This window comes from Mycobacterium sp. RTGN5 (assembly GCF_033804465.1).
Classification (GTDB): domain Bacteria; phylum Actinomycetota; class Actinomycetes; order Mycobacteriales; family Mycobacteriaceae; genus Mycobacterium.
In genome coordinates, this window is record NZ_JAPZLA010000004.1 from 83,805 (window position 1) to 108,820 (window position 25,016).

General features: G+C 68.3%; 10 protein-coding genes. All 10 read right to left on the reverse strand.

Annotation, left to right across the window (positions count from 1 at the left end):
* Window positions 1-11: 11 nt before the first annotated feature.
* Window positions 12-1,571 carry a PPE family protein gene (locus SLQ31_RS20655; RefSeq protein ID WP_319435922.1) on the reverse strand — a complete coding sequence of 520 codons (1,560 nt, stop codon included), beginning with the start codon at window positions 1,569-1,571 and terminating at the stop codon, window positions 12-14.
* Window positions 1,571-1,882 carry a PE family protein gene (locus tag SLQ31_RS20660; protein ID WP_319435923.1) on the reverse strand — a complete coding sequence of 104 codons (312 nt, stop codon included), beginning with the start codon at window positions 1,880-1,882 and terminating at the stop codon, window positions 1,571-1,573. The genes SLQ31_RS20655 and SLQ31_RS20660 overlap by 1 nt, the downstream gene beginning before the upstream one ends.
* Window positions 1,879-5,877: a type VII secretion protein EccCa gene (gene eccCa, locus SLQ31_RS20665; protein WP_319435924.1), complete on the reverse strand. Its 3,999-nt coding sequence runs from the start codon at window positions 5,875-5,877 to the stop codon at window positions 1,879-1,881. Before eccCa ends, SLQ31_RS20660 begins: the two co-directional genes overlap by 4 nt.
* Window positions 5,874-7,418: a type VII secretion protein EccB gene (eccB, locus tag SLQ31_RS20670; RefSeq protein WP_319435925.1), complete on the reverse strand. Its 1,545-nt coding sequence runs from the start codon at window positions 7,416-7,418 to the stop codon at window positions 5,874-5,876. Before eccB ends, eccCa begins: the two co-directional genes overlap by 4 nt.
* Window positions 7,415-9,244 (reverse strand): type VII secretion AAA-ATPase EccA, encoded by a 1,830-nt coding sequence (eccA, locus tag SLQ31_RS20675; protein ID WP_319436232.1) that lies wholly within the window; start codon window positions 9,242-9,244, stop codon window positions 7,415-7,417. The genes eccB and eccA overlap by 4 nt, the downstream gene beginning before the upstream one ends.
* Window positions 9,245-9,341: 97 nt before the next feature.
* Window positions 9,342-9,539 carry an MbtH family protein gene (locus tag SLQ31_RS20680; RefSeq protein WP_319435926.1) on the reverse strand — a complete coding sequence of 66 codons (198 nt, stop codon included), beginning with the start codon at window positions 9,537-9,539 and terminating at the stop codon, window positions 9,342-9,344.
* Complete coding sequence (gene mbtG / locus SLQ31_RS20685) at window positions 9,520-10,812, reverse strand: NADPH-dependent L-lysine N(6)-monooxygenase MbtG (protein WP_319435927.1); 1,293 nt, start codon at window positions 10,810-10,812, stop codon at window positions 9,520-9,522. Before mbtG ends, SLQ31_RS20680 begins: the two co-directional genes overlap by 20 nt.
* Window positions 10,809-15,077: an amino acid adenylation domain-containing protein gene (locus tag SLQ31_RS20690; RefSeq protein ID WP_319435928.1), complete on the reverse strand. Its 4,269-nt coding sequence runs from the start codon at window positions 15,075-15,077 to the stop codon at window positions 10,809-10,811. The genes mbtG and SLQ31_RS20690 overlap by 4 nt, the downstream gene beginning before the upstream one ends.
* Window positions 15,074-21,511 carry a non-ribosomal peptide synthetase gene (locus SLQ31_RS20695; RefSeq protein WP_319435929.1) on the reverse strand — a complete coding sequence of 2,146 codons (6,438 nt, stop codon included), beginning with the start codon at window positions 21,509-21,511 and terminating at the stop codon, window positions 15,074-15,076. The genes SLQ31_RS20690 and SLQ31_RS20695 overlap by 4 nt, the downstream gene beginning before the upstream one ends.
* The gene (locus SLQ31_RS20700) at window positions 21,508-24,942 is read right to left on the reverse strand and encodes an amino acid adenylation domain-containing protein (protein WP_319436233.1); all 3,435 of its coding nucleotides are present in this window, start codon (window positions 24,940-24,942) and stop codon (window positions 21,508-21,510) included. Before SLQ31_RS20700 ends, SLQ31_RS20695 begins: the two co-directional genes overlap by 4 nt.
* Between the last annotated feature and the right edge of the window lie 74 nt (window positions 24,943-25,016).

The following is a 25,016-nucleotide window of genomic DNA, read 5'->3' on the forward strand; positions in this document are numbered from 1 at the left end:
TATTTCTCCAATCATTCTCGGTGGGTTTCTGTTTCGTCGGAATGGCCGCCCTCTGGGCGGTGACGATCGGCACTGTCCCAGGTGGTCGGAAGCATCGGAGTGGTGGGACGCTCGCTCGCCGGGTCGGTGGCGAGCTCGGTGAGCCCTGCGGCGGTGACACCGCGAGTTCGGGTTTCGGTGCCGGCAAACCCAATCGGTCCGGCACCCCGATCCGATGACGACGTGGTCGGGTGCGCGGCCGGTTCGGCCGGCGGCCCGGTGTCACTGTCGAGGTCCATGTACTCGTCGCGGTGGCTGCGGTCCTTGACCCGCTGGGCGCGCCGGCGGCGAGCCCGCTCCTTGGCCTGCACGGCGGACAGTGCGGCGGCCGCGGGGGCCGCCTCGGGGACGAGGGCCTTGTTGCCGCTGCCTTCGATCAACGTCGGGCCGGGGCCGTCGTCGGGGTCGGCACCGGCCACGGCGTAGAAGATGCCCTGTGCCGCGGGTACTGGCGCCGCCGCGGACGCTGCCGGGGCGGCGGGCGCCGCGGGGGCGGCCGGCGCCGCGGGTGCCGGGGCAGGAGCGGTGGGAGCCGTCGAGGAGATCGGCCAGAGGCTCTGCTGCGGTTGGGGCGGCACCGCAACCGGTTCGGGGGCAACATCGGGTGCGGGCATGTTCGGCTGCAGGGCCAGCAACCCGAGCAACGGGAGGGCGCCGGCGATGAGCGCCGGAAGCAGCAGCGGTGAGGCCAGCCCCAACCCCCAGGTGGCCCACCCGACCGGCTGGAGGATTGCCTGATAGACGAGCGCGGACAGCAGCGGCCCCCACGTCGCCCAGGCCTGAGCCGGGTTGGTCAGGAAGTCGACGATCATCTGCTGGATGCTCTGCACCGGATGGGTGAGGAAGTCCCAGATCATGTCGCCATCCGGAAGCGACTTGACGTAGGCCTCGAGCAGTCGAATCAACCAGTTCGAATTCGTCAGGGCGGAACCGGATTCGCTGGCCTGCGGTGCCGCGGTCGAGGCGGCCATCGCCGATATCGCCTCTGTTCCCGGCAACACGATCGTCGGGGCCGGCGCGGTCTGGGGTGCGGCGGCCAGCGCGGTACCGGCGATGGCCTGGTAGACACCCATCGCAGTGGCCGCCTGGACCCACATTCGGACGTAATCGGCCTCGTTGACCGCGATCGGGATGGTGTTGATCCCGAAGAAGTTGGTGCCCAACAACACCCCGTGCACGGTGTGATTGACGGCCAGTTCGGGCAGCGTCGGCATGGTGGCCAGCGCGGTGCTGTACGCAGCGGCAGCCGTGTGATGCTGAGCCGCCGCACCGGCGCTGTTGGCGCTGGCCTGCTCCAGCCAGGCCAAATAGGGCGCGTGGGCCGTCACGTACTGCTCGGCGCTTGGGCCTTGCCAAGCCCCGGCCTGGACCGCCCCCAGAATCTGAGTGAGTTCTGCTGCCGCAGCCGAGTATTCGGCGCTCAGCATCTGCCACGCGGAGGCCGCGGCCAGCAGCTCACCGGCGCCGGGTCCGGCACTCAGCAGTGCCGAGTGAACTTCCGGTGGTGAAGCAAGCCAGATCGGCGCAGTCATCAGCCTCCCCGTGCAATCAGATAGGAGCCCGCCGCAGCCGCGTCCGTAGCGGCGTAGCCGGAACCCGACTCGCCGACCGCGACACCCGACCGCCCAAGTTCGGTGATGCCCTGGGCGGCCGTGGCGGCGTGCTCAAGGCCTTGGGCGCTGAACCCGGCGGCGGTCTGCAGCGAGACGGGATCGGCGGCGGGAGGCACCACCGCAGTGATCAGCGGTGTGGCGGCAGCGTGCGTGGCGGCCAGGCGAGCGGTCAAGGCTTCTACCGCGGCGCTGGCCGAGGCCAACCCCTCGGGGATGACACGTAGGGTCATGACGGGTTGTCCTCTCCGAACCGAGTTCGAGTTGCGCTGTGCGCGTGTGCGAATGGGTTGACGAGCTGAATGTGGTCGACGCCGTCGCTGTCGCCGAGCAACATTCCGCGGCCGACGGGCAGCCGGGTGAACCGCTGCCCGCGGATCTTGGCACCGTCGGCGGGGTTGCCCGACAACATCACCACCGTCGACTGCAGGTCGCTCATCCGGCGCAACAGCGGGTTGGTCATCAGGGCGTGCGCCGACCCGCCGGCCCGACCGGTGACGATAACCCGCAAGCCGAGATCGCCTGCCGCCGAGAGCAGCCCGAGCAGCGGCGTCCACGGCCGGTGGCCGGCGTACGGACCGTTCAGCGCGGGACCCTCGGGGATCTGATCGACATCGTCGACGATCAGATAGTGGGTGTGTGCCGAACCCGCCTGGGCGCGGTAGTTCCAGGTGGCCAGTTCCGCGGCGGGGGTGCCGGCCGGGGGGCGGCGCTGTTCCACCAGTGCCGAAAGCCCCATCACGGCCGGAGTGACCCGGTCGATGTTCGCGCTGTACTCGTTGTCGGCGAACAACGGCTCATCGACGAGGTGCAGGCGCCGGTCGAAGACCGTGAACGCGACGTCCGCGGCGGTCGAGTTCTCCCGGATCGTGCGGATGAGATGGCGCAGCAGGGTGGTCTTGCCCGACTTGCTGTCACCGAACACCATCAGCAGCGGATGCTCGGCGAAGTCGTGCACCACCGCGGCGAGATCCAGCTCGCGCTGTCCCAGCACGACCCGTTCACCACCGCGGTACAACGGCGCCACCTCGGCAGGCTCCAGATCGGCGGGCAGCAACCGCACGCGCGGCGCCTGCACTCCCGGGTGAGCCGCGTTGAGCGCCGGTATCTGCGATAAATCAGGCTCGGCGAACAGGAAATGCTCCCCGGCCATGGTCAGTCCCCGACCCGGCTGGTCGTGCGGCACCGATTCGGCGGGCCGACGCAGGCTATCGGTCACCCGCACATTGCTGTCGCGCGGATCGGGCAGGCGCAGCTCCAGTCGCAACCCGAGACCGTCGCGCATCGCCAGCGGAACCTCCAGCCAGCTCGGCGTGGTCACCACGACGTGGATCCCATGTGCCAGGCCGGTATTCGCGAGTTCGGTCACGACAGCCAGCAGCGGGTTGCGAGTGTTGAACTGGTCGGTGTTGTCGCGCCCGAACGCGTAGAGGTTGTCGATCACCAGGAACACCTCGCCGTACTCGTCCCGGTAGCCACCCTGTGCGCCGACTTTGCGTTGCCGCGAGTGCAGCAGCTGTTCCAGCTCGCCGAACGTGCGCCGGATGCGCTCGGGTTCCAGTGGCGAAGCGACACTGCCCACATGAGCGAGGCCTTCGAGCCCGCGCAGCCGTCCGCCGCCGTAGTCGAGGCAGTAGAACGTGACGTCGCGCGGCGAGTGCAGCGCGGCGGCTGACAACACGAATGCCATTATCGCCGTAGACTTTCCGGACTTGGCGCCGCCGTGGATCACCATATTGCCCGCCGACGACCCCGCCTCGAAGATCAGCGGGTCGCGGCGCATCTCGAAGGGACGATCGATCTCGCCGAGCGGCCAGCGCCACTGACGCGGCGTCACCGCGGCACCGGCCAGCACCGCATTCAGCGGGATGGATTCGTCCAGCGGTGGCAGCCACAGCACCGGCGCTTTCGGGCCGTAGTTGGCCAGCTGATCGCCGATGGTGGTGATCAGCTTTCGCGGGGGCAACCCCGCCGGGGCGAGCTCTGCATCGGAGAGCACCACAATGTCCTCATCGAGCGCCGCCGGACCGGCCGTGAAGGCAACGGGCTCGGGTGCCGCCGGCACGACATAGGACGTGACGGGCCGGGGTGGATCGTAGATTCCGTCGACGTAGGTGCTACGGAACTTGATCGGCGCCGCGCCCGGTGAGGGCACCAGGAAGCCGATTCCCTTGTGCTCCCTGCCTGATTCGATGTGATAGGCATCCTCGACGCCGATGATCTGCCGGGACGCCGCGGAGCTGGCCACCTTGAGGCCGATCCGATACGAGGTGTTCTTGTCGATATCGCGGATGCGGCCGATGTCGAGGGTCTGCGATGCGAACAGGATGTGGATCCGGAACGAGCGCCCCTTGCGGGCGACGTAGTCGAACAATTCGGCGTATTCGGGGTGCTCGGCCAGCATCAGGGTGAATTCGTCGGCGACCACGAACAGAGTGGGCAGCGGCGGCAGGTCGATCCCCACCTCTTCGGCAGCAGGGCGCGCGGCCTCGTACTCCGCCACCGAGCCGAAGGCGCTGCCCTGCACCTGCCGTCCGGCGTCCCGCAGCAGGCTCTCCCGGCGAGCCACCTCGCCACGCAGTGTGTCGGCGAATCGGTCGGCCAGGGACTTCTTCTCGGCCATGTTGGATATCACCGCGACCACCTGCGGGAAGTGGCGGAAGATATCGGCTCCGGCCTCACCCTTGAAGTCGACGTAGATCACGATGAGCCGGTCGGCGGAGTGTGTTGTCAACAGCGACAGCAAGATCGACATCAGCGTCTGGGACTTGCCGGAGCCGGTCATGCCGATCATCAGGCCGTGCGGACCCATCCCACCTTCGGCCTCGTCTTTGAGGTCGAAGTACAACGGCACCCCGGTGGCGGTCACACCGATCGGCACCCGCAACTCCTCGTCGCGCAGGCGCGGCGCCCAGACGTCAGCCACGTCGAGTGCCGACGCGTCGGGAATGCCCATCAACGTGGTGAAGCTCGCACCCCGGGTGGCCGGCGAGCGCAGTCCGGCATGGGTCGGATTGGAGTCCCATCGCGCCAGTCCGCGTGCCAAGTGCACCGCTTCGGCTTGCGACATCTGGTCCGCGCGGTCGACATACGGTTGCCAGCCGCCGGTTTCCCACCGCTGGACCGAGCCGTGGACGACCCGCAGGACAGGCCGTTCCGGATCGGGGTACTGACCCGCTCGGGGCGTGAAATCGGCTGCGACGGTGTGGATCACCGTGACTCCGGACAACCCGGTCGCCAGCACCGAATCCTCCGGAGTGTGATCCGGATCGTCGACGACGATCAGCAGGTGACGCAACGGATCGTCGGAGTCGATACCGAACAACGGCCGTTCGGCAAGTGCAGGACCGATCGAAGCGATCAGGTCGTCGGTGCTGGCGGCGAGATACCGGGCGGGCCCACAGCCGTCGATGCGGCCGGGAATATCGCTGTGCGGCAGCCACTTCAGCCATGACCAGTCCGGCGTTTCCAGATCGGGACTGGCCAGCGCAATACCGAGCGAGGCGGCGTCCTGCCAGGTGACGGCCTGGCCCAGCCAGGCACGCAGCGCCGCTCTGACCTCAGCCGCGTCGCCGACGACGGTAATCCGTGACACCGCTTTTAGGTCGATACCCCTCGGGGCATCCCGAACCACCCGCTGGGTGTCCAACAATGCGCGTAATGCACTGTGCGACACCGGCTCCAGGTCCACTTCGTCGGCGGCGTCCTTGACGCGCAGCGTGGTGTCGAGGGGGACGGTGTGCAGCCCAGCTCGCAACACCAGGAAGTCACCGTCGTGCGGGTCACGCTCCCATTGCCTGCGGGATCCGGGAATCGCGGCCAACGCCGCCGGATCCGGGTGCGACCACAGCAGTGCAGCCCGCTGTGCGCTGGCCTCGGTACGCACGTTGTCCCGGATCACCGACAGGTAGCGCAGGTAGTCGGCGCGCTCGGCGTCCACTTCCTCGGTGCGCATCTTGTTGTCGGTACCCCGGTAGAGCGCCGTGGCGGCCAGCAGCAGCACGAAGGGAAAGAACAGGGTCTGCGGCGAGATCAGCCGCATTCCGGTGGCGACCATCGCGACGATCATGCCGACGATCAGGAAGACGATCAGGAACGGCAATGCCCGGCGCAGCATCGACGGTGGCACCACCCGAGGCAACTCGGGCGGTGGCTCGATCGCGATCGCGCCCTTGTGGGTCTTCGGGCCGGGAATGCGCCGGCCCGCCTCGAAGATCAGCCGGCTCATCGGGACTCCTGTGCCATGGCGGGACCGACAGCGTCGTAGGCGACCAGCGCATCGGATTGGGACAGCGCCGGACCGGGCGCGAACAGTGTCAGCGCCGACCACGGGATCGGTAGCGGCGGTTGGGTCAGACCCAGTGCGGCAACCGATTTTTCGGCCGTCTGGCGATCGCTCCCGATCCCGTACCGCACTCCGGTATCGGAGACCCAGAACAGTGATCCCGCGAGCGGCGAGGCCGGCTGCTGACCGACGGTCTGCACGAAGTACCCCCGACCAGGGGGCAGCGCGACCCGGGTCGCCGTGCCCGGATTGGCACCCCCGACGAGGTCGACCGACCGCATGCCACTCGGCAGCGGCAGCGTCGAACCCGAAAGCAGGGCCAGCGAACTGGTCGCGGCGCCGTCAATCTTGGTCCACTGCGCGCAGGTCACCGGCGCATCGGCGGCCGCGACGAGTTTCACCGGCGCGGCCGGAAACGCGGCAACGTCCAACAGCGACGAAACCGGTAGCCGGGCAATGTCGTCGGCACCGAGATGAGGCGGCTGCGCCAGCCCGTAGGAATTCGCGTTGCGCAGCACCGCGGCCAGCACCGGGCTGATCGGCTGCAGGCCGTCGGGCAGCACCGCGTAATTCATCGGCGTGGCGTCGTTGCTGTAAGCGATCACGACGGCGCCGATCGGGGCCGCGACGGGCAGGGGGTACCCAGCGGGTGCCCCGGCGTCGGGGATCTGGGGGACCCGCAGTGCGGACGCTTCCGGCACCGCGTTGAACAGTCCCGGCGCGATCGACCGCGGTGCAGGTGGATTGGCAGGCAGGCCAAGCGCGTCGGTGACGGCCCGGTCGGCGAGATCGATGGCGCTGCGGCGGCCATCCCACAGCAGCCAGGTTCCGTCGGGGCCCTCGGTCAAGATCGCACGGCCGGCGGGCAGGGCTGCCGCACGCGCGCCACCGCGTTCCACCGGTCCAGTGATCACCGTGATGCCTGCGGCGTCAGCCGGTCCCCCGGCACTGTCGCACACCGTCCACGCGGCGTCCCGAGATGGGTTCTGCACCATGCGTTCCGGAGCTCCCGGGATACCGATCAGGCTGCCTCGGGCGATCTTGTCCAGCTGCTCACTGCTGACGGTGGTCGGGTCTACCGGCCGCCCCACGGCCAGCCGCGCCGAGGTCAGGTTGAGGACCGGGTGCAGCCGATCATCGAGGCGAACGTAGAGCGCTGAGGTGGATCGGTCGGCCAGCACCGGATCACTGCCCGGCACACCACCGGGCCGCAGCACCGAGAAGACGAGGCAGCCGAGCACAGCCGTCACCGCCAGCAGAACCCCCATCAGCACCGCACGGGACTGGCTGCGTAGCGGGTCGACCAGCATCCGGGTGTCGTGTAGCGCGAGCCCGGATGCGATGCGGCGCATGACGAATCGCCAGCCGGTCACCTGATGTCGGGTGATGAACCCACGCCGGTAGGTCACTCGCTCGGGGTTCCCGTTGGCGGGGGTACGCGACGAAAAGGACCGGCGATCCTCGCCGTTGTTCTGCCCGCTCACGCTGACACCGTCAGGCCCAGCCCGCGCAGCAACGGCACCACTGCATTACGCACATCGGCGGCAGTGATGGTCATCATCTGCTCGTCGGTGAAATCAGCACCGGCCAGGTCCGTGTGGTCCAACCTGAATTCTCTTTCCTCCTCGGAGCGTTCGACGACATTGCGGGCGAACCGGCCATTGCCCGCGATATCGAGGCTGCGCCGTGCCACCCCGGTCGAGTCGGGGGTCGTCGAATTGGCCAACTGAGCGAACAGCTCCTCGAGGTTGTGCCGGGCTGCGGGGTCGAACACGCTGTCTCGTTTCGCGGCCATTGCCACGGCGATGTCGACGAGCTCGGCGGCCGAATAGGACGGGAAGACAATGCTGCGGGTGAACCGCGACCGCAGGCCTTCGTTGGTGTCCAGGAAGCGGTCGAGGTCTGCGCGATAGCCGGCGACGATCACGACCAGCCGGTCGCGGTCGTTTTCCATGCGGGCCAGCAGGGTATCGATGGCCACCAGGCCGAAGTCGTTCTTCGCGCCCGTCGCGACCAAGGCGTAGGCCTCGTCGAGGAACAGCACACCGTCCAGCGCGCTGTCGATGATGGCGTTGGTCTTGGCCTCGGTCTCGCCGATGTGCTGGCCGATCATGTCGGCGCGGTGCACCTCACGAACGTTCTCCCGCTTGAGAAGCCCGAGACCGCAGTAGATCTTGGCCACCACTCGCGCGATGGTGGTTTTACCGGTTCCGGGCGGACCGGCGAATACCAGGTGATGGGTGCGCTGGGCGACGGCAAGGCCGCGCTCCTCGCGCCGCAGGGCCATGGCCACCGAGCTCTTCAGCCGGGCCACCTGATCCTTGACCTCGTCGAGGCCGATGAACTCGTCGAGCTCACGCTCGGCCTCTTCGAGCAACGCGGCTTTCCGCTCACGCGAATCCGGGTCGACGAAATCGTCTGCGGTGGGCTCGGTTTCGCTATCCCACGGATCGGTTCGGGCGTCGATGCGGGCCGCGCTGGTGGTGGCGATGCCAAACGTCGGATCCGAAAGCGCGTGCTCGACCTGCTCGTTGCCCGGGTTCGCCGCGTACAGCTCCTGCAGCACCTCGGCGGCGGTGTCCTCGTCACCGTAGGCGCGTAACGACAGCGCCTTGGCCAGCCCGCCATCGACGGCGGCCACGGTCACCGGGCCGTCGGGCTCCTCGAGATAGGACAGCGCGGGGGCGAACATGCCGAGCCGGGCCAGGGCCACGCCGAGGGAGATCTTGGCGGCGTGAGCGAACAACGGGTCGAGACCGGGGTCGTTGACCACCGGGGTCAGTAGCTTGACGACATCCGACCAGCGTTGCGCACGGGACCGCAGGGCCGCGTCGACCCAGCGCGCCTCGTGCCATTCGGGGCGACGGCTGCGGATTTCGGTCACCACCTGGTCGGCGGCGTGGAATTCACCGTCGATGGCGAGTGCGGCGGCATGAGCCAGCCGGAAGTCATCGGAGCCGGTGGCGCGGAACCGCAGATACAGCCCGGTGTCGTAGTCGAACCCCAGCGCGCCGGCGGGAAGCTCGATGCGCCGCTGCAGCACGCCGCTGGTGTCGACGGTGCGGACGACCTCGGCCAGCACATCCAGCGTGGTGCAGCCAGTGGCCGCCAGGCCCGTCCAGGCATCGCACTGGTCGTACGCCACCCGCGTCAGCTCGGTGAACGCCCGCCGCGCAGCCACTATGTCGGCGGGCCGGCGCCGGTCGTAAACCGGCAGGCCGAGCGCCTTACAGCAGGTCGCGAACCGGCTCACCAGGTCCGTATCGAGGCGCGCGGCGCGCCCCCTTGTGGTCACCACACCGTTGTCCATGGGCATCGTTTCGGGGCAGCCGTCGATGCCACCCCCATCTCCTTAGGATTGCCTAACCTGAGAAAGCTAGCACTGCTCAAGTTGCCTGTCGAGGCCCTCAGCGCAGGCTCTTCGGGCGCATGTCGGACCAGTTCTGCTCGACGAACTGCACACACTCGTCACGGGGAGCGTCGCCGAATGCGAGTCGCCAGCCCGCTGGGATCTCGGCGAAGGCCGGCCACAGGCTGTGCTGCTCCTCGTCGTTGACGAGCACATAGAAGCGGCCGTCCTCGGCGTCAAAGGGATTGGTACTCACTATTCCTCCTGGTGGTCGAATGAGCGTCGCGGGCAGCGGGTCGCCCGCCGAGAACACGGTCGGACAGCAGGCCCAGGCAGCTGAGGTTGGGAAAGCCCGGACCCTGGTTGAGTCCGGACAGATTGGGCAGGAACAACTTCGGTTGAACTCCGGTCAGCGCGAGGTCGTCTCCGATGGCCTGTTGCAGCCGGTCGCTGGTCAGCGGGCCGTTCAGCCTGACCTCGAGCAGGTCCAGTGCGTCCTGCCCCAGCAGCGGCAGGAACCACAGTGAGTCGGCCCCCGAACCGTCGATCACGAGATCGAACCCGTGCACCGTCTCCAGCCGTTCGCCGTGCCGATCGGTGTGCAACGTGATCCGGATCCGGTCGTCGGCGGCCACACCGTGCGCGACCCGGCCGCGCAGGTGCCGGATCCGGTCGTCGGCCAACAGGGAGTCCTGGACCCGCGCCGAGAACACGCCGCGATCGGTGCGAGCCATCACGTCGCGCCGCTCGGCAAGGGTCAACCCAGTCCAATCCGTCGGATCGCTGAACATTCGGTTCTCGAAATAACTCTCGCCCCGGGTGAACAACGTCGCCTGTGGGGAGATCACCGTGATCGTCGAAACCCGGTGTTTGAACAGCTCATTGAGTATCGACGCGGCGGTTTCGCCACCGCCGATCACCGCGACACGTTCAGCATCAATACGTTCATTGAATGCAGACGACTGCCAGAACTGGGCAATGGAGAGAACCTGCGGATGGCCGGGCAGCACTGAACGGTCGGGCTGACCGGGGCCGGTGATCATCACCGCATCGGCGGTCACGGTGTCCTCACCGGTGTGGAGCACCCACGACTCGCCGTCGAGCGACAGCCGAATGACTTCACCTTCAACGATATTCAGCGCCGCGGCATCACCCACCCAGCGCAGGTACCCGGCCCAGGTCTCGTGGGTCGGTGCGGGCTTGCCGCGGTCGATCCACTCGGCGAAACGCCCGGTCGCCACCAGGTACGACTGCCAGCTCAGCCGCATCATCCGCTGGTCGAGCTCGGCGTTGCGACCGGGCAGGATCGCCGATCGGTACGGGAAACCGACGTCCTTGTCCGGGCTGGTGCCCAACCGGTGCTGGCCATCGGTCCAGCCGCCGCCCGCCCGCCAGTTCGCGGCGATCGCCGTGCGCTCGACGGCCACGATGTCCGGTGTGGCGACACCCATTTCCCGCAGCATCGCGGCCTTGGCCGCCACCGCAACAGCTTTGGCGCCTGCCCCGAGGATCGCCAGCCGACCTGTCATTGGGCAACCCCGGCTAATTCCTGGAGAATTTCCTGCCAGAGAGCTTGCAGCGCAGCAATATCCGTGTCACTGAAGATATCGGGCACCGTTCGCCACTGGGTGACCAGTTTCCCGCCGGCGACGGCGGCAACGAGGGTCAGCTCGTGGCGCACGGCGACGTTCGGTTCGGTCATGATCGGCACATGGGCGAGCAAACCCCGGTCCAACAGCGAGCCGGCATCGAGGTCCAGCCGGCCAAGGTAGTTCAGTAGCACCTGGGGTCCGCGGAATCCGCCGAGTCGCTCGGCGGTATCGGACCGGAGATAACGCAACAGGGCGTAGTCGGTTGGTAGTCCGGCGATCTCGGGTACCGGCTCGTCGGGCCGGATGCGCAGCGGGTAGATGGCGCTGAGCAGGCCGACCGTGTCGTCGGCGCCGGTACGTCCGTGAGTTTCCAGCGCCACCAGCGGAATCGAGACGGGCTGGCCGCGTCCGTCGCGCCAGCGTGCGATCAGTCGGGCACACGCGCCGGCCAGTACGTCCTGGATCGGTGCCTGCGCACGCAGCAACGCACCGGTGATGTCGGCCTCGGTAACCGACACGGTGATCGCGAGGTCGCCGAATCGATCCACCCGGGGGCGGATTCGCCTTGCCCCCAGCGCCGGGTCCCCGCCGTCGAGTTGCTTCAGCCAGAATTCGACAGTGTCGAGCTCGGCGACCCGCTCGGCCAGCGTGTGTGCCCACCGGCGATAGCTGACGCGTTCCCCGCCCACCAGCTCGGCACTCGGGTCCGACCAGTTGGCGGTCAGCTCCCCCAATACGATGCGCCATGACGCCGGGTCCATCGCCAGTACGTGGGCGACCAGAACCAGGACTCCCGGCTCGCCGGGCGGGTGCAGCCACAGCGCCTCGGTCAGGTAGCCGCGCTCTGGATCCAGCCGGTCAATCGCGGCCGGGGCATGCTTGTTGACGGCGTCGCCAAGGTCGCCGGCGACCTCCACCTCGGTCAGCGGAATGGTCGTCAGGTCCGCGGGCACGAACGTCATCGTCGCCAGATCGAGCCTGCTGCGGAACATCTCGTGCCCGGCGGCGATACCGTCCAGCAGCAGGCGCAACCGGTCGGCGGTGGCGTCGGGCGGCAGTCTGATCGCCTCGATCTGCGCCAGCCGGCGGGGATCGCCGTGTTCGTAGAGCCAATGCACAGCGGGCAACGCCGGGATCGGGCCACCCTGCGGTTCCGGTCCGGCGGCCAGCTCCTCGGCGGTGTCCCGGTCCACTGCGGCCGCCAGTTCGCGAAGCGTGCCACACTCTAGGACCAGTCGTGCCCGCAGCGGCAGCCCGCACCGGCGTGCTGCTTGAACCAGCGACAGGGCAACGATGCTGTCAAGTCCCAGCTCCAGCAGGTCGGCGTCGATGTCCACCTCGGTGAGGCCCAACAACTCGGTGACCGCGTGGCCCAGCGTGATCTCCGTCGGGGTACCGGGGAGTTCCGGCGCCTCGTCGGGCGTGGTCCCCGCCGCCAGGGCGCTTTCGTCGACCTTGCCGTTGGCGGTCAGCGGGATGGCGCCGACGACGACGAGCCGGTGCGGCATCATGTAGCGCGGCAATCGGTTTCGCAGCAGCGATCGCAGCTCGGGTACCGCCACGTCACCGGCGACGTAGGCGATGAGCCTTGGGCCTGCGGCCTGCCGGTGTACGGCGACGTGAGCGTGCCGCACCCCGGGCACTTCCTCCAGCACCGCCTCGATCTCGCCCGGCTCGACGCGGTGGCCCCGGACTTGGATCTGCGCATCGGCGCGGCCGATGAAACACAGTGCGCCATCACGATCCCGGCGCACCAGGTCACCCGTGCGATACATCCGGGCACCACCCGACGCGGCGACGAAGCGTGTCGCAGTCTCGGCGGGACGGCCAAGGTATCCGCGGGTCACCTGCTCACCGGCCAGATACAGCTCGCCCACCACACCATCGGGCACGGGTTGCAGCCAGGAATCGAGCACCATAGCGCGGGTTGACCGGGTCGGATAGCCGATCACCGGTGAGTCGTGGTCGGCGATGGCGGCGACGACGGCCTCGACGGTCGTCTCGGTTGGGCCGTAACAGTTGTGGGCCGCCAACAGCGCGTGGGTGCAGGCCTTCCGGATGTCGGTCCAGTCGACCGACCCGACCGCTTCGCCGCCCAGCGCGAGCACGGATAGCGTTCCGCGATCGAGCAATCCGGCGCGACGCAGGTTGGTGAACAGTGACGGGGTGACGTCGAGCATGTCGATCCCGTGCCGGTCGATGATCTCGACGAGTGCTTCGGCGTCGCGGCGGTCGGTCTCGTCGATGAGGTGCACGGCATGGCCGAAGAGCAGCCCGGCCAGTGGCTGCCACGCGGCATCGAACGCGAACGACCAGGCGTGGCCGATGCGCAACGGCCGGCCAAGACGTTCCGACGCCGGCCGCAGCATCCGCTCGACGTGATCATCGATGTAGGCGAGCAAGGCCTGATGGGTTCCGATGACGCCCTTGGGTTCTCCGGTGGTGCCGGAGGTGAACACCGCATAGGCGGCTTGGCCGGGCACGGCGGGGGTCGAGAACCTGGGCGCGCTGCGGGCGGCAGCCATGGTGTCCTCGTCGATGACGAGGGCGGCGCTGGTCTGGGTGAGAATGGACTCCACCCGCCCGTCGGGCATGCCCTGCTCCAGCGGCACGTACATCCCGCCGGACTTGAGTACGCCGAGCATCGCCACCACGTAGTCGGCGCCTCGGGGAAGCCGGATCGCCACCGCGGTTTCGCTGCGCACGCCGGCCTCGGCAAGCAGCCCGGCAACACGATCCGACCGTTCGTGCAGTTCCCCGTAGCTCAGCTGGCCCCCTTCCCAGCGCAACGCAATCGAATCACTCTGCGCCACTGCGGTTTCCACAAATCTTTCGGCCACTCCCACCTGAGCTATGGCGGCGGGGCGCTCACCTGGGCCGGCCGGTAGGGCTTCACCGTCGAGCAGGATCGTGACGGCTCCGAGCGGCCTGTCCCACATCTCGATCAGCCGGCTCATGGTCTGCAGTACTCGCCTACCGAGCGTGTCGGCGGTACTCACCCCCAGCGCGTTGTCGGTGACTTCCACCAACAGCGTCAGTTCGGCGCCCGTGCGGTGCGCGGCGATGGTTACCGGGAAGTGGGTCAAACTCTCCATCGCGGCAGGCCGGAAGCCGACCTGTCCAGCCATGAACTCGCCGCCGCCGACCACGTCTCCGGGCGGGAAGCTCTCGTACACCAGCAGGGTGTCGAACATCTCGCCCACCCCGGCGAAGGTGCGCAGCTGGGAATGTGTCAGATGGCTGTGGTCACGCAGTTCGGCGGCGTCCCGCTGTAGGGACGAACAGTGCTGGGCGACAGTTGTGTTCGGGTCCAGGCGGACCCGCAGCGGAATCGTGTTGATGAACAACCCGACCATGGTCTCCACACCGGCGAGCTCGGGGGGACGCCCGGACACGGTGACCCCGAACACCACGTCGTCGCGGTCGGTCAGCCGGGACAGGATGAGCGCCCAGGCCATCTGCACGAGTGTGTTGAGGGTGACGCCCCGGGCGCGGGCCGCTGCGGCGAGCTGTTCGGTATCCGGGCCCGGCAGCCTCAGCTCGGTGCGCTTCGGCAGTCCGGTGCCGTCGCCGCCGAGTGCCGGCGACAGCAGGGTCGGACCCGGCATTCCTGCCAGGTGCCGGCGCCAGAGGTGTTCGCCGACGTGCGGATCACGGTCGGCAAGCCAGCCGATGTAGTCGCGATACAGCCGTGGCGCCGGCAGCGCATCGGCGTTGCCACCGCCGCGGTACAGCGCGAGCATCTCACCGATGAACACCGGCAGCGACCAGCCGTCGATCACGATGTGGTGCGCGGTGACCACCAACCGCCAACGCTGGCCGGGTAACTCGATGAGCAGGAAGCGGATCAGCGGGCCGTCGTGCAAGGTGAACCGTCGGCCGCGTTCGCGTTGTTCGACCGCGGCGGCCTCGTCGTCGTCGGCGCGCATCTGCTGCCACGGCAATTCGACCGTCGACGGCACGATCTGGACAGGCCGCGGGAGGTCGTGATGCCAGAAGCTGGCCCGCAGATTGGGATGACGCACCAGCATTGCCGAAGCGCACTCCCGCAGCAGGGCGACGTCCAGCGGCCCGGACACGTCCGCGGTCATCGCGATGACGTACGGGTCCTCGGCGTCGGGTCCGATCAGCGTGGCGTGCGAGTACAGCCCAAGCTGCAGCGGCGACAACGCCAGCACGTCGTCGATGTCGGGAGTGGTCACGACGGATGAGCCTTCGGCCACGACGACTTCAGCGCAGCCAGATCACTCGCCGACAGCCCCGAGACGCTCATCGGCTGGTGCCGCGTGTCCGCGCGATCGTCGACCCGGCCGGTCTGCGGCCGGTCGTCGATCGCACCGGCCAGCGTTGCCACCGTCGGGTACTCGAAGATCATCCTGGGGTCGACCGTCAGACCGGCGGTCCGCATCCGCGCGGCGAGCTGCACCGACAGGATGCTGTCGCCACCGAGGGCGAAAAAGTCGTCGTCCCTGCCGATTCCGGCCACGTCGAGCAACTGGCCCATGGCAGCAGCGACCGCCCGTTCGGTGTCGGTTCTGGCCGGCTCGCTCGTCCCGGTGGTGTGCACCTCGGGCCGGGGCAGCCCGGGCCGGTTCAACTTTCCGGATTCGGTCGCCGGCATCACGTCGAGTACCGAGATCGTCGACGGCGTCATGTAACCCGGCAGTGCCGCGGCCACCGACGCGCGGACCGCCGCGACGAAGGCCGCCGGGTCGGACACCGGGTCGTGGGGCACCACGTAGCCGGCCAAGCTGGCCCCGCCTGGCCCGTCCCAGGTGCGCGCGGCCGCAACAGCGACACCCTCGGCAGCCCTGAGCGCGGCTTCGACTTCGGCGAGTTCGACCCGGAATCCGCGCACCTTCACCTGGTGGTCGGTGCGGCCGACGAATTCGAGTCGGCCGTCCTCGGTCCAGCGGCCGCGATCGCCGCTGCGGTAGAAGCGTGAACCCGGCTCGGCGGCATAGGGATTGGGGATGAACCGGGTGGCCGTCAGGCCAGGCTGCTTCCAGTACCCGCGGGCAATCTGCTCGCCCGCGTAGTACAGCTCGGCGACGACACCGACCGGCACCGGCTGTAGCGCATCGTCGAGCAGGTAGACCTGCGAACCCTCCATCGGCTTGCCGAGCTTGGGCGTGGGCGGGTCCAGCGGGCCACGGATCAGCGCTCCCGAGGTTTCGGTGGCACCGATAGCATTCAGCAGTTCAACGGTTTTCGCCGAGCTGTCGCCGACGCAGGCGACGAGACGCTGCAGCAGCGACACGTTGACCGGTTCGCCACAGGTCACCAGCCTGCGCAGCGCCCGGACCGCATCCGGGGTGCTGTCGACGAGCGCGGACACCAGGCTGGCGACTCCGGTGACCTGGACCACCGAGTGCCGCCCGATCAATCCAGCCAGCGCCTCGGCGTCGCGGTGCTCGACGTCGTCGGCGACGATCAGCGTCGAGCCGGCCACCAGGCCGGCCAGCGTCTCGATGCACCCCTCGAGGAACGTCATCGGAGCTTGTGCCAGCCTGATGTCGTCTCCGGGCACCGGGTAGTGCGTGAGCTGCCAGTAGAGCCGGGTGCTCATCGCCCGGTGGGTGCCCACCACGCCCTTCGGCTTCCCGGTGGATCCCGAGGTGAACATCAGGTACATCGGGTCGTCCGGGCGCGGCGGGGCAAGTGGCGCAACCGGATCGGTCGCGTCCAGCTCGGCGCGAATCTCCGGATCATCCAAGGAGATCAGTGTCACGCCGTCGGCTGCGGGCATCGCCGCACCGGCCTCGGCGGTGACGACCACGACCTCTGGTGCGACGTCATCGAGCATGAACTGCTTGCGCACCATCGGATATCCCGGGTCGAGCGGGAAGAATCCGGCACCGGCCTTCATGATGCCGACCAGCGCGACCACGAGGTCGATACCGCGCCGCATCGACATCCCGACCAGCGAGCCCGGCCCGACCCCGTGCCGTACGAGCAGGTGCGCGAAGCGATCCGAACGGTGGTGCAGCGCAGGGTAATCGAGATACTCCTCGCCGCATCGCAAGGCGATCCTGTCCGTGCCCCATGCGCGGCCGGCCTCGAGCAGTTCCGGCACCGTCCTTGGCCGGTCGGCGGGCGACGCGATGCCGCGGCTCTGCGCGAGCACCTGATCCAGTTCGGCGGCTCCGAGCAGGTTGACCTCGCGCAACGTGGTGTCGGGGTCGGTGGCGAACGCCTCGATGACCTGGTTCAACCAGAACGCGAAGCGCTGCATCGTCGACGAGTGGTACAGCTCGGTGCGGTAGATGACGTGGCCGCGGTAACCGTCGTCGCCGACGAAGAAGTTCACGCTCAGGTCGGCGTGTGCCACGTCGAACGTCGGCTCCAGTGCGGTGAACCTGGTCTCGCCGTCCGGTCCGGCCTCGATCAGCTGATTCTCGGGCAGTTCTTCGCGGACGTGCACGACGACCTGGAACAGCGGGTTCCGCGACAACGACCGGACCGGGTTGACGGCGTCGACCACCCTGTCGAAGGGAAGGTCCTGGTTGGCGTAGGCGCCCAGCGCCATCTCGCGGGCGCGCAGCAGCGCTTCGCGCAGGGTCGGATTGCCCGAGAGATCGTTGCGCAGCACCAGGATGTTGACGAAAAAGCCGACCAGTCGGTCCAATTTGGTTTCGGTTCGCCCGGCCACCGGGGTACCCAGCGGGATGTCGTTGCCGCCACCGGCTTTGTTCAGAACAACGGCGACAGCGGTCTGCAGGAGCATGAACTCGGTGATGCCGAGCTCGCGGCTGAGTGTGGTGAGCCGGTCCCGCACACGGCGGTCGAACCGCAACGGGATGGCCGCACCGGATCCGCCCGCGATCGGCGGCCGGGGCAGATCTGGTCGCAGCCCGGTGTCCTCCGGCAGACCGTCGAGCTGGCGCACCCAGTACTGCCGCTGCGCATCCATCAGCTCGGCGTCGGAGAGCAACTCGACCTGCCAGGCCGCGTAGTCGCGGTACTGGATGGGCAACGGCTGCCAGGACGGCGCCGTCCCCTCGCGCCGGGCGCGATAGGCGGTGAGCACGTCGGCGAACAGCACGCCGGCCGACCAATGGTCGGCAGCGATGTGATGCACGACCATCGACAGCACGCATTCCTCGGGGGTGCTCAACACCGCGATCCGGATCGGCAGTTCCGACTCGAGTTCGAAGCGGTGCGATCGCTCGACGTCGAGTTGCGTTGTCAGCCAGCCCGCATCCGGTCCGTCGAGGCGCCGCACGTCGATGCTGTCGGCGGCCTGGACGACCTGGTGGGGAATACCGTCGATCTCGCGGTAGACGGTGCGCAGGATCTCGTGGCGGGCGATCGCGTCACCGACCCCGCCGACCAGTGCGTCGACGTCGCACGGCCCGGTCAACCTGGCCGCGAAGGGAATGTTGTTCACCGGGCTCGGCCCGTCGACGCGGTACTGGAACCAGCTGCGCAGTTGGGCGGCCGACAGCGGGGAATGCTCGGCATCGGTGTTGCGGGCGACTAGCGAGGGCCGCGTCGAATTCGGCTGACCGACAGGAAGATCGTCGATCAGGGTGGCAAGCTCGCCGGGGGTGCCGCGTTCGAATACATCGCGGACGCTGACCTCGACGCCGCAGGCCTCGCGGACCGCGGCGACCAGTTTGGTGGCCAGCAGCGAGTGTCCGCCGAGGCTGAAGAACGAATCGTCGCAGCCGACCTCGTCGGCGCCGAGTAGCTCAGCGAACAGCGCAGCGACGGTGCGCTCGGTCTCGGTGACCGGTGCGCGATAGTCAACCGCCGGTCCGATCTCGGGTTCCGGCAGCGCCGCCCGGTCCAGTTTCCCGTTGGCGGTGACCGGAATCTCGTCGACGACGACATACGCGGCGGGGATCATGTAGTCGGGGAGCGCGGCCGCGACGCGGGTCTTGATCCGATCGACATCCACGATGTCACCGGCTGCCGACGTCACGTAGGCGATCAGGCTCTTCCCGAGATGCGGCAGCTCGGTGGCAATCACCACGGCGTTGCCGACGCTGGGATCCACGGTGATGGCGGCGGCAACCTCGCCGAGCTCGATGCGGAAGCCGCGAATCTTGACCTGTTCATCGGCGCGGCCGACGAACTCGAGGTCACCATCGCGGTTGCGCCGGGCCAGGTCACCGGTCCGGTAGAGCCGGCCACCCGGGTTGAACGGATCGGCGACGAACCGTTCGGCCGTCAGCACGGGGCGGTCGTGGTAGCCGTGCGCCAGTTGCGTTCCGCCAATGTAGATTTCACCGATCACGTCGACCGGCACGGTGCGCAGTGCATCGTCGAGCAGATAGATCGTGGTGTTGATCTTCGGCTTACCGATCGGCACGACGCCGGTGCCCTGCCTGCCCTCGACCTTGAAACGGGAGGCGTTGATGATCGTTTCGGTGGGGCCGTAGAAGTTGTGCAGCAGCGCGTCGAACGTGGCATGGAACTTGTCGGCCAGCTCGCCGGGCAGGGCTTCGCCGCCGATCGGCACCCGGCGTAGGGTGCGCCACTGCTCGACTCCGGGCAGCGACAGGAACAGCCCGAGAAGTGACGGCACAAAGTGCATCGACGTAATGGCTTCACGCTGAAGCAGATCAGTGAGGTAGCCGATATCACGCAAGCCATCGCTGCGCGGTACCACCAACCGCGCACCCTGGGCGAGTACCCCGAAGATCTCGCCGATCGACACATCGAAGCTCGGCGAGGCCACCTGCAGCAGCCGGTCATCCGGGCTGATCTGGTACTCCTGGGCGAACCAGCGAAAATAATCGGCAACGGGCCGGTGTGGTACCGGAACACCCTTGGGTAAGCCGGTCGAGCCCGACGTATAGATCAGGTAGGCGGTGTTGGCCGGACCGAACGGCCGCACCAGCTCCGACGGCGCCAGGTCGCTCGCTGCGAGGCTCTCGGTCCCTGATATCGGTCCGCGCACCACGATTTTGGGGTCGGCATCGGTGAGGATGTAGGCGATGCGGTCGGCGGGGTACTCGGGATCGACGGGCAGGTAGACCGCGCCGGCCTTCGCGATACCCAGAGCGGTGACCACCAGCTCCGGCGATTTGTCCAACAGCACCGCGACCCGGTCCTCGGCGCCGATGCCCTGCGCGATCAGCCACCGCGCGTGCTGGTTGCCCGCTTCGTTGATCTCGCGATAGCTGTAGCGGCGACCCTCGTAGACGACAGCCGTCGCATCCGGCTGCAGTGTCGCGCGATTGGCGATCAGGTCGCCGAGTGTCATTGCCGGGCAATCGAAGTCATCGCCGCGGGACATCCGTTCCAGCCAGGCGGTGTCGGCGTCATCGAGCAGGGCCAGATCGGCCAGCACACGATCGGGTTGGGACAGGGCGTCATCGAGCAGCACAGTGAAGCTGTCGAGAAGTTGGCGGGCCAGGCCGGAGTCGATCACCTCGATCAGGTACTCGACCTCCACCTCGATTCCGCCCTCGGTGAACTCGACCATGAATCCCACTGGCAGCTGCGCGAACTGGCCACGGAACTCTGCCCGTTGGCACTGCACGCCGGGCGGGCTGAAGCCGTCACCGTCGGACTCGCGCATGCCGAAGCCCACCCGCGCCATCCGCTCGACGCCGTAACGGCGGTCCGGGTTGAGTTCCCGCACCACCCGGTCGAGGTTGACCCGCTGATGAGCGAATGCACCCACCGCGGTGTCGCGTGCGGCCGCCACCAGTTCGTGGAAGGTGTTCCAGCGGCCGGGCCGCATGCGTAACGCGACGGTGTTGCCGTAGTAGCCGATGACGTCGTCCGAGGTGCGGTTGAGAACCGGTGCGGCGACCAGGAAGTCGTCGGCATGAGTGTAGCGGTGCAGCAGTGCGGAGAATGCGGCCAGCAGCACCATGTACGGCGTCGCGCCGGTCTCGCGCGCCAGCTTTGTCACCGCGTCGACGGTGTCGGCGCCCAATCGAGTCGTGCACCGGTCGGCCCGCCACGCCGACGGTACGGCCGACCCTTTGGGGCCGGGTAGTTCCAGCGGTTCGGGCGGGTCGGCGAGCAGCGCGCGCCAGTACTCCACGTCGGCATCGTCGGTGCCGGACACCACGGCATCGGCCGGCCCCAACGGTTCGAGCACATCGCTCTGGTAGGCCCGGGTGAGGTCGGCGAAGAACACCCGCCACGAGGCGTCGTCCCAGGCGATGTGGTGGGCCGCCAGCAGCAGCACGTGCTCATCCGCACCGACCTGGGCCAGCGTGATCCGTAGCGGCGCTTCGGCACTCAGATCGAACGGTGTGGTAAACGCTCGCTGAGCGAGGACCTCCAGCCGCAACCCGCGGGCCTGCGCGCTGAGCTCGCGCAGATCATGCTGGGCCCAAACCGGTTTCAGCTCCTTGTGGAGGGTGACGCTCGGTTCACCGTCGGGGCCGGTGTGGTACGTGGTGCGCAATATCGAGTGGCGGGCGGCAACGGCGTCGACCGCGGCGTGCAGTCGGTCCGCGTCGAGTTCGCCGATCAGCCGGTACGACACACCGACGTTCAGCAGTGCGCCGGTGGTGTCGATGGACTGGACGAACCACATTCGGCGCTGGCCGTCCGTCATCGCGGCAGGATCCGCCGCGGCCGGTGGTTCCGCCAGCAATCCGCGCTGGGCAAGCTTGTGGCGCAACAGCTCCAGTCGCTGTTGGTCCGCGGCAAGGGTGTCAGTCATGAGATCTCCGTGGTCAGCGCCATGGCCACTTCAGCGGTGTCCATTCCGGTCACTTCGAGGTACAGCTCGGCGATCTCGTCGAGCCGCTCAGCGGGTTCGAGTTCACGCATGCGGGTGGCCAGGCCGTCGATGGTTCGGGTGGCGAAGATGTCGGCGACGCTGACGCCCGAGACATCCAGCCATTTCCGGATCCGCGCGACCACGGTGGTCGCCAGGACGGAATCGCCACCAAGACCGAAGAAGTCGTCGTCGACTCCCAGCCGTGCCACCCCGAGGACGTCGGTGACGATCGAGGCCAGCGCCGACTGCAGTGGGCCGGACGCGGGCCGGTGCCCGGTTGCGGATTCGGCGCGCTCGGCAAGCCGCTGTGCGACGGCCTGGCGGTCGAGCTTGCCGCCCAGCGTGTAGGGAATGCGGTCGAACACCTCGATGTGGTGCGGAACCATATGGGGCGGAAGTTCTTTGCCGAGTTGATTCCGAAGTGCGTCGACCGTGAGTGAGGCCGGCGCCAGCGCAACCGCCGCCGCCAGCCAATCCTGGGAGCCGGTGCGGGCGGGGATCGTCACGGCGACGGCCCCGTGTACACCGGGCACCCGCTGCAGCGCGGCCTCGACCTCGCCGAGTTCGACGCGGTAACCGCTGATCTTGACCCGGTTATCGGCTCGGCCGACGAATTCGCATGTGCCGTCCGGCCAGAACCGGGCCAGATCACCCGTGCGATACCAGGAAACCCCGTCGTGGTCGACGAATCGCTCGGCGGTCAGATCGGGCCTGCCCCGATACCCCCTGGCGATTCCGCGCCCACCGATCCACAGTTCACCGACCACCCAGTCCGGGCAGTCCGCACCGCCGGCGGCGACCACCCGGCATCTGTTGTTCGGCAAGGGTTTTCCGAACGGTATCGCGGTCCAGTCCGCCGGTACATCGGCCACTTCGCAGATCGTGTTGTGGATCGCCGTCTCGGTGGCGCCGCCCAGACCGGCGAACCGCACCGTCGGGGCACGCTCCCGCAGCTGCCGGGCCATCGCAGGGGTGACCCAGTCCCCACCGGTCGGCACCACCCGCACAGACGGTAGGGGGCCGGCCACGTCGAGCAGCATCGCCAGCCAGCCGGGCAGGAAGTGCAACACCGTGACCCGATGCGAGTCGATGAGCCGGACCCAGTGGTCGGGGTCGCGGCGATGCTGCTCGTCGACGACGACGATCGCGCCGCCGGTGGCCAGGGTGGCGAAGATGTCCAGCACCGAGATGTCGCACTCCAATGTGGACAGCGCCAGGCATCGGTCGTCGGGTCCGAGCCCGAAATGCTCGGTGATGAACTCGACGGTGTTCATCGCGGCGTCGTGGGTCACCTCAACGCCCTTGGGCTCCCCGGTCGAGCCGGAGGTGAACAGCACGTAGGCCAGTCGGTCGGGATCACCGGTGGCAGGGGTTAATTCAATGCCGCTGCCGCGTGTGATCGCCTCGGCGACCGTCATGGCCGGCAGCGGCAGATCGGGCAAATCGGCGCCGCACACCAGCGCGAGGTCCACCGCGCCGCCCGAGATCATCCGCTGTGCCCGCTCGTGCGGCTGATCGACGCCGACGGGAAGGTAGACGCCACCGGCCGCGTGAATCCCCAGCAGCGCTGGCACCTGCTCGGCTGTCTTGGGGCCGAGCACCGCGACTGTTCCCCCGTCGGGCAGGCCGGCGGCACGCAAGGCGGCGGCCACCGCCAGCGCCTGCCTGCACAGTTCCCCGTACGTCAGATCGCCCATGCTGCTGTAAACCGCTGGGGCGTCAGGCTCCTGGGCCGCGGTGTCGAAGAAGCCGTCGTGCAACATGCGCCCGCTGCGAATGGTGGTCGCCGTCACCGCTTCCCGAACGTCGCGCTGCCGCGACGGCAGCAGCGGTCCCCGCGCGGTGTCCCAGGCGTCGTCGTCGTGAGCCAGGCGTCGCACCTCGTCGAGGTGGCGGGCGAACATCGCATCGATCACGCCGGTGCAGAACGCGTCCTCCCGAACGTCCCAATTCAGCAGGATGCCGCCGTCGAATTCGGTCACCTGGGCGTCGAGCAAGACCTGCGGGCCTTGCGAGATGATCCACTCCGGCGAGCCGAATTGTGTTGTCACATCGGGGCTGAACAGCTCGCCGAGGCCCAGCGCGCTGGTGAACACGACCGGCGCCAGTACTTGCGTGCCGCGGTGGCGCCCCAGATCTCGCAGTACCGACAACCCCGGATACGACGAGTGGGCCGCCGCCTCATGCATGGTCAGCTGCACCGCCCGCGCCCGCTGGGCCGGGGTATCGGCGGCGGCGAGGTCGATGTCGAGCAGCAGCGACGAGGTGAAGTCACCGACCACCTCGTCGACTCCGGCGTGCAGTGGCTCACGCCCGAACAGCGGGACGTTGAGCAGGAAGCGCGGTTCGGCCGACCAGCCTGCCACCGTGTCGGCGAACGAGGCCGCCAGCGTCATCGCCGGTGTCACACCGTGCTGCCTGGCACGGTCGAACAGGCCGTCGCGGGTAGCCGGATCCAGCCAATGCCAGCGGCGGCCCGCGCGGCGCGGGTCAGCCTGCTGGGCGACCGGAACCAAGGGCAGAGCCGGTGCGTCGGGCAACTCCGGAACTTTCTCGGTCCACCATTGCCGATCGGTGTCGAAGCTGTCCGGCGGCGAAAGCTGTTGGCGGTACTGCTGATAGGTGTAGCCGATCTCGGTGAGCGAGTCACCGCGGTACAGCGCGGCAAGATCGGCCATCAGGGTCCGGTAGCTCATTGCGTCGGCGGCCTGCATGTCCAGGTCGACATGCAGTCGGGTGCGGTCCCGCGGCAGCAGGGTCAGTGTCACCTCGAGCACCTGGGCGTCCAGCTGTTGATGCGACTTGTCGGCGCGGATGGCCGCCAGCCGTTGGGCGGCGGTGGCGTCGTCGATGTCGCGAAGGTCGACGACCACGACCGGCAGCGGGTCCACCTTCGTGCCGATGCGCTGGGTGCCGTCGGGCAGGAACTCCACCCGCAGCATCGGGTGGCGGGCGGCGAGTTGGGCGGCTGCCTTGTGGATCCGCTGCGGGTCCACCGCGGCGCCGTCGAACTCGACGTAGAGGTGGCTGGCCACGCCACCCAGCTGTTGGTCGGCGTGTCTGCCGATCCACATCGCGTGCTGCATCGGCGCCATGCCGAAGGGCTCGCCAGGGACTGTTGGGGATGGGGCCGCCAGGGGCTGGGTAGGTACCGGATCGGGTCGGTCGGCCGGCGTCAACAAATCGGCCCAGGCGCTCACCGAGGGGGCGGCCGCCAGTCTGGCGAAGTCGACGTCGAATCCGGCGCGGCGCCAGTGCCCCGCCAACGTCATCATCCGGATCGAGTCGAGACCCTGCGCGATCAGATTGCCGTCCGGGTCGATGTCGGAGTGGTCGACGCCGAGCAACTCGGCGACCCGGTCGGTGATCATGGCCGCTTCCGGACCCCCCAGGCGTGGGGAGCCGTCTTCAGCCCCGGTCACTGTCGCCTCCTGCACCTGAACAG

Excerpts from the sequence above, each read along its gene's own strand:
- SLQ31_RS20700 (WP_319436233.1), bottom strand. The coding sequence starts at position 24,942 with ATGATCACCGACCGGGTCGCCGAGTTGCTCGGCGTCGACCACTCCGAC.
- SLQ31_RS20660 (WP_319435923.1), bottom strand. The coding sequence starts at position 1,882 with ATGACCCTACGTGTCATCCCCGAGGGGTTGGCCTCGGCCAGCGCCGCG.
- eccA (WP_319436232.1), bottom strand. The coding sequence starts at position 9,244 with ATGGACAACGGTGTGGTGACCACAAGGGGGCGCGCCGCGCGCCTCGAT.
- mbtG (WP_319435927.1), bottom strand. The coding sequence starts at position 10,812 with ATGACAGGTCGGCTGGCGATCCTCGGGGCAGGCGCCAAAGCTGTTGCG.
- eccCa (WP_319435924.1), bottom strand. The coding sequence starts at position 5,877 with ATGAGCCGGCTGATCTTCGAGGCGGGCCGGCGCATTCCCGGCCCGAAG.
- SLQ31_RS20695 (WP_319435929.1), bottom strand. The coding sequence starts at position 21,511 with ATGACTGACACCCTTGCCGCGGACCAACAGCGACTGGAGCTGTTGCGC.
- SLQ31_RS20655 (WP_319435922.1), bottom strand. The coding sequence starts at position 1,571 with ATGACTGCGCCGATCTGGCTTGCTTCACCACCGGAAGTTCACTCGGCA.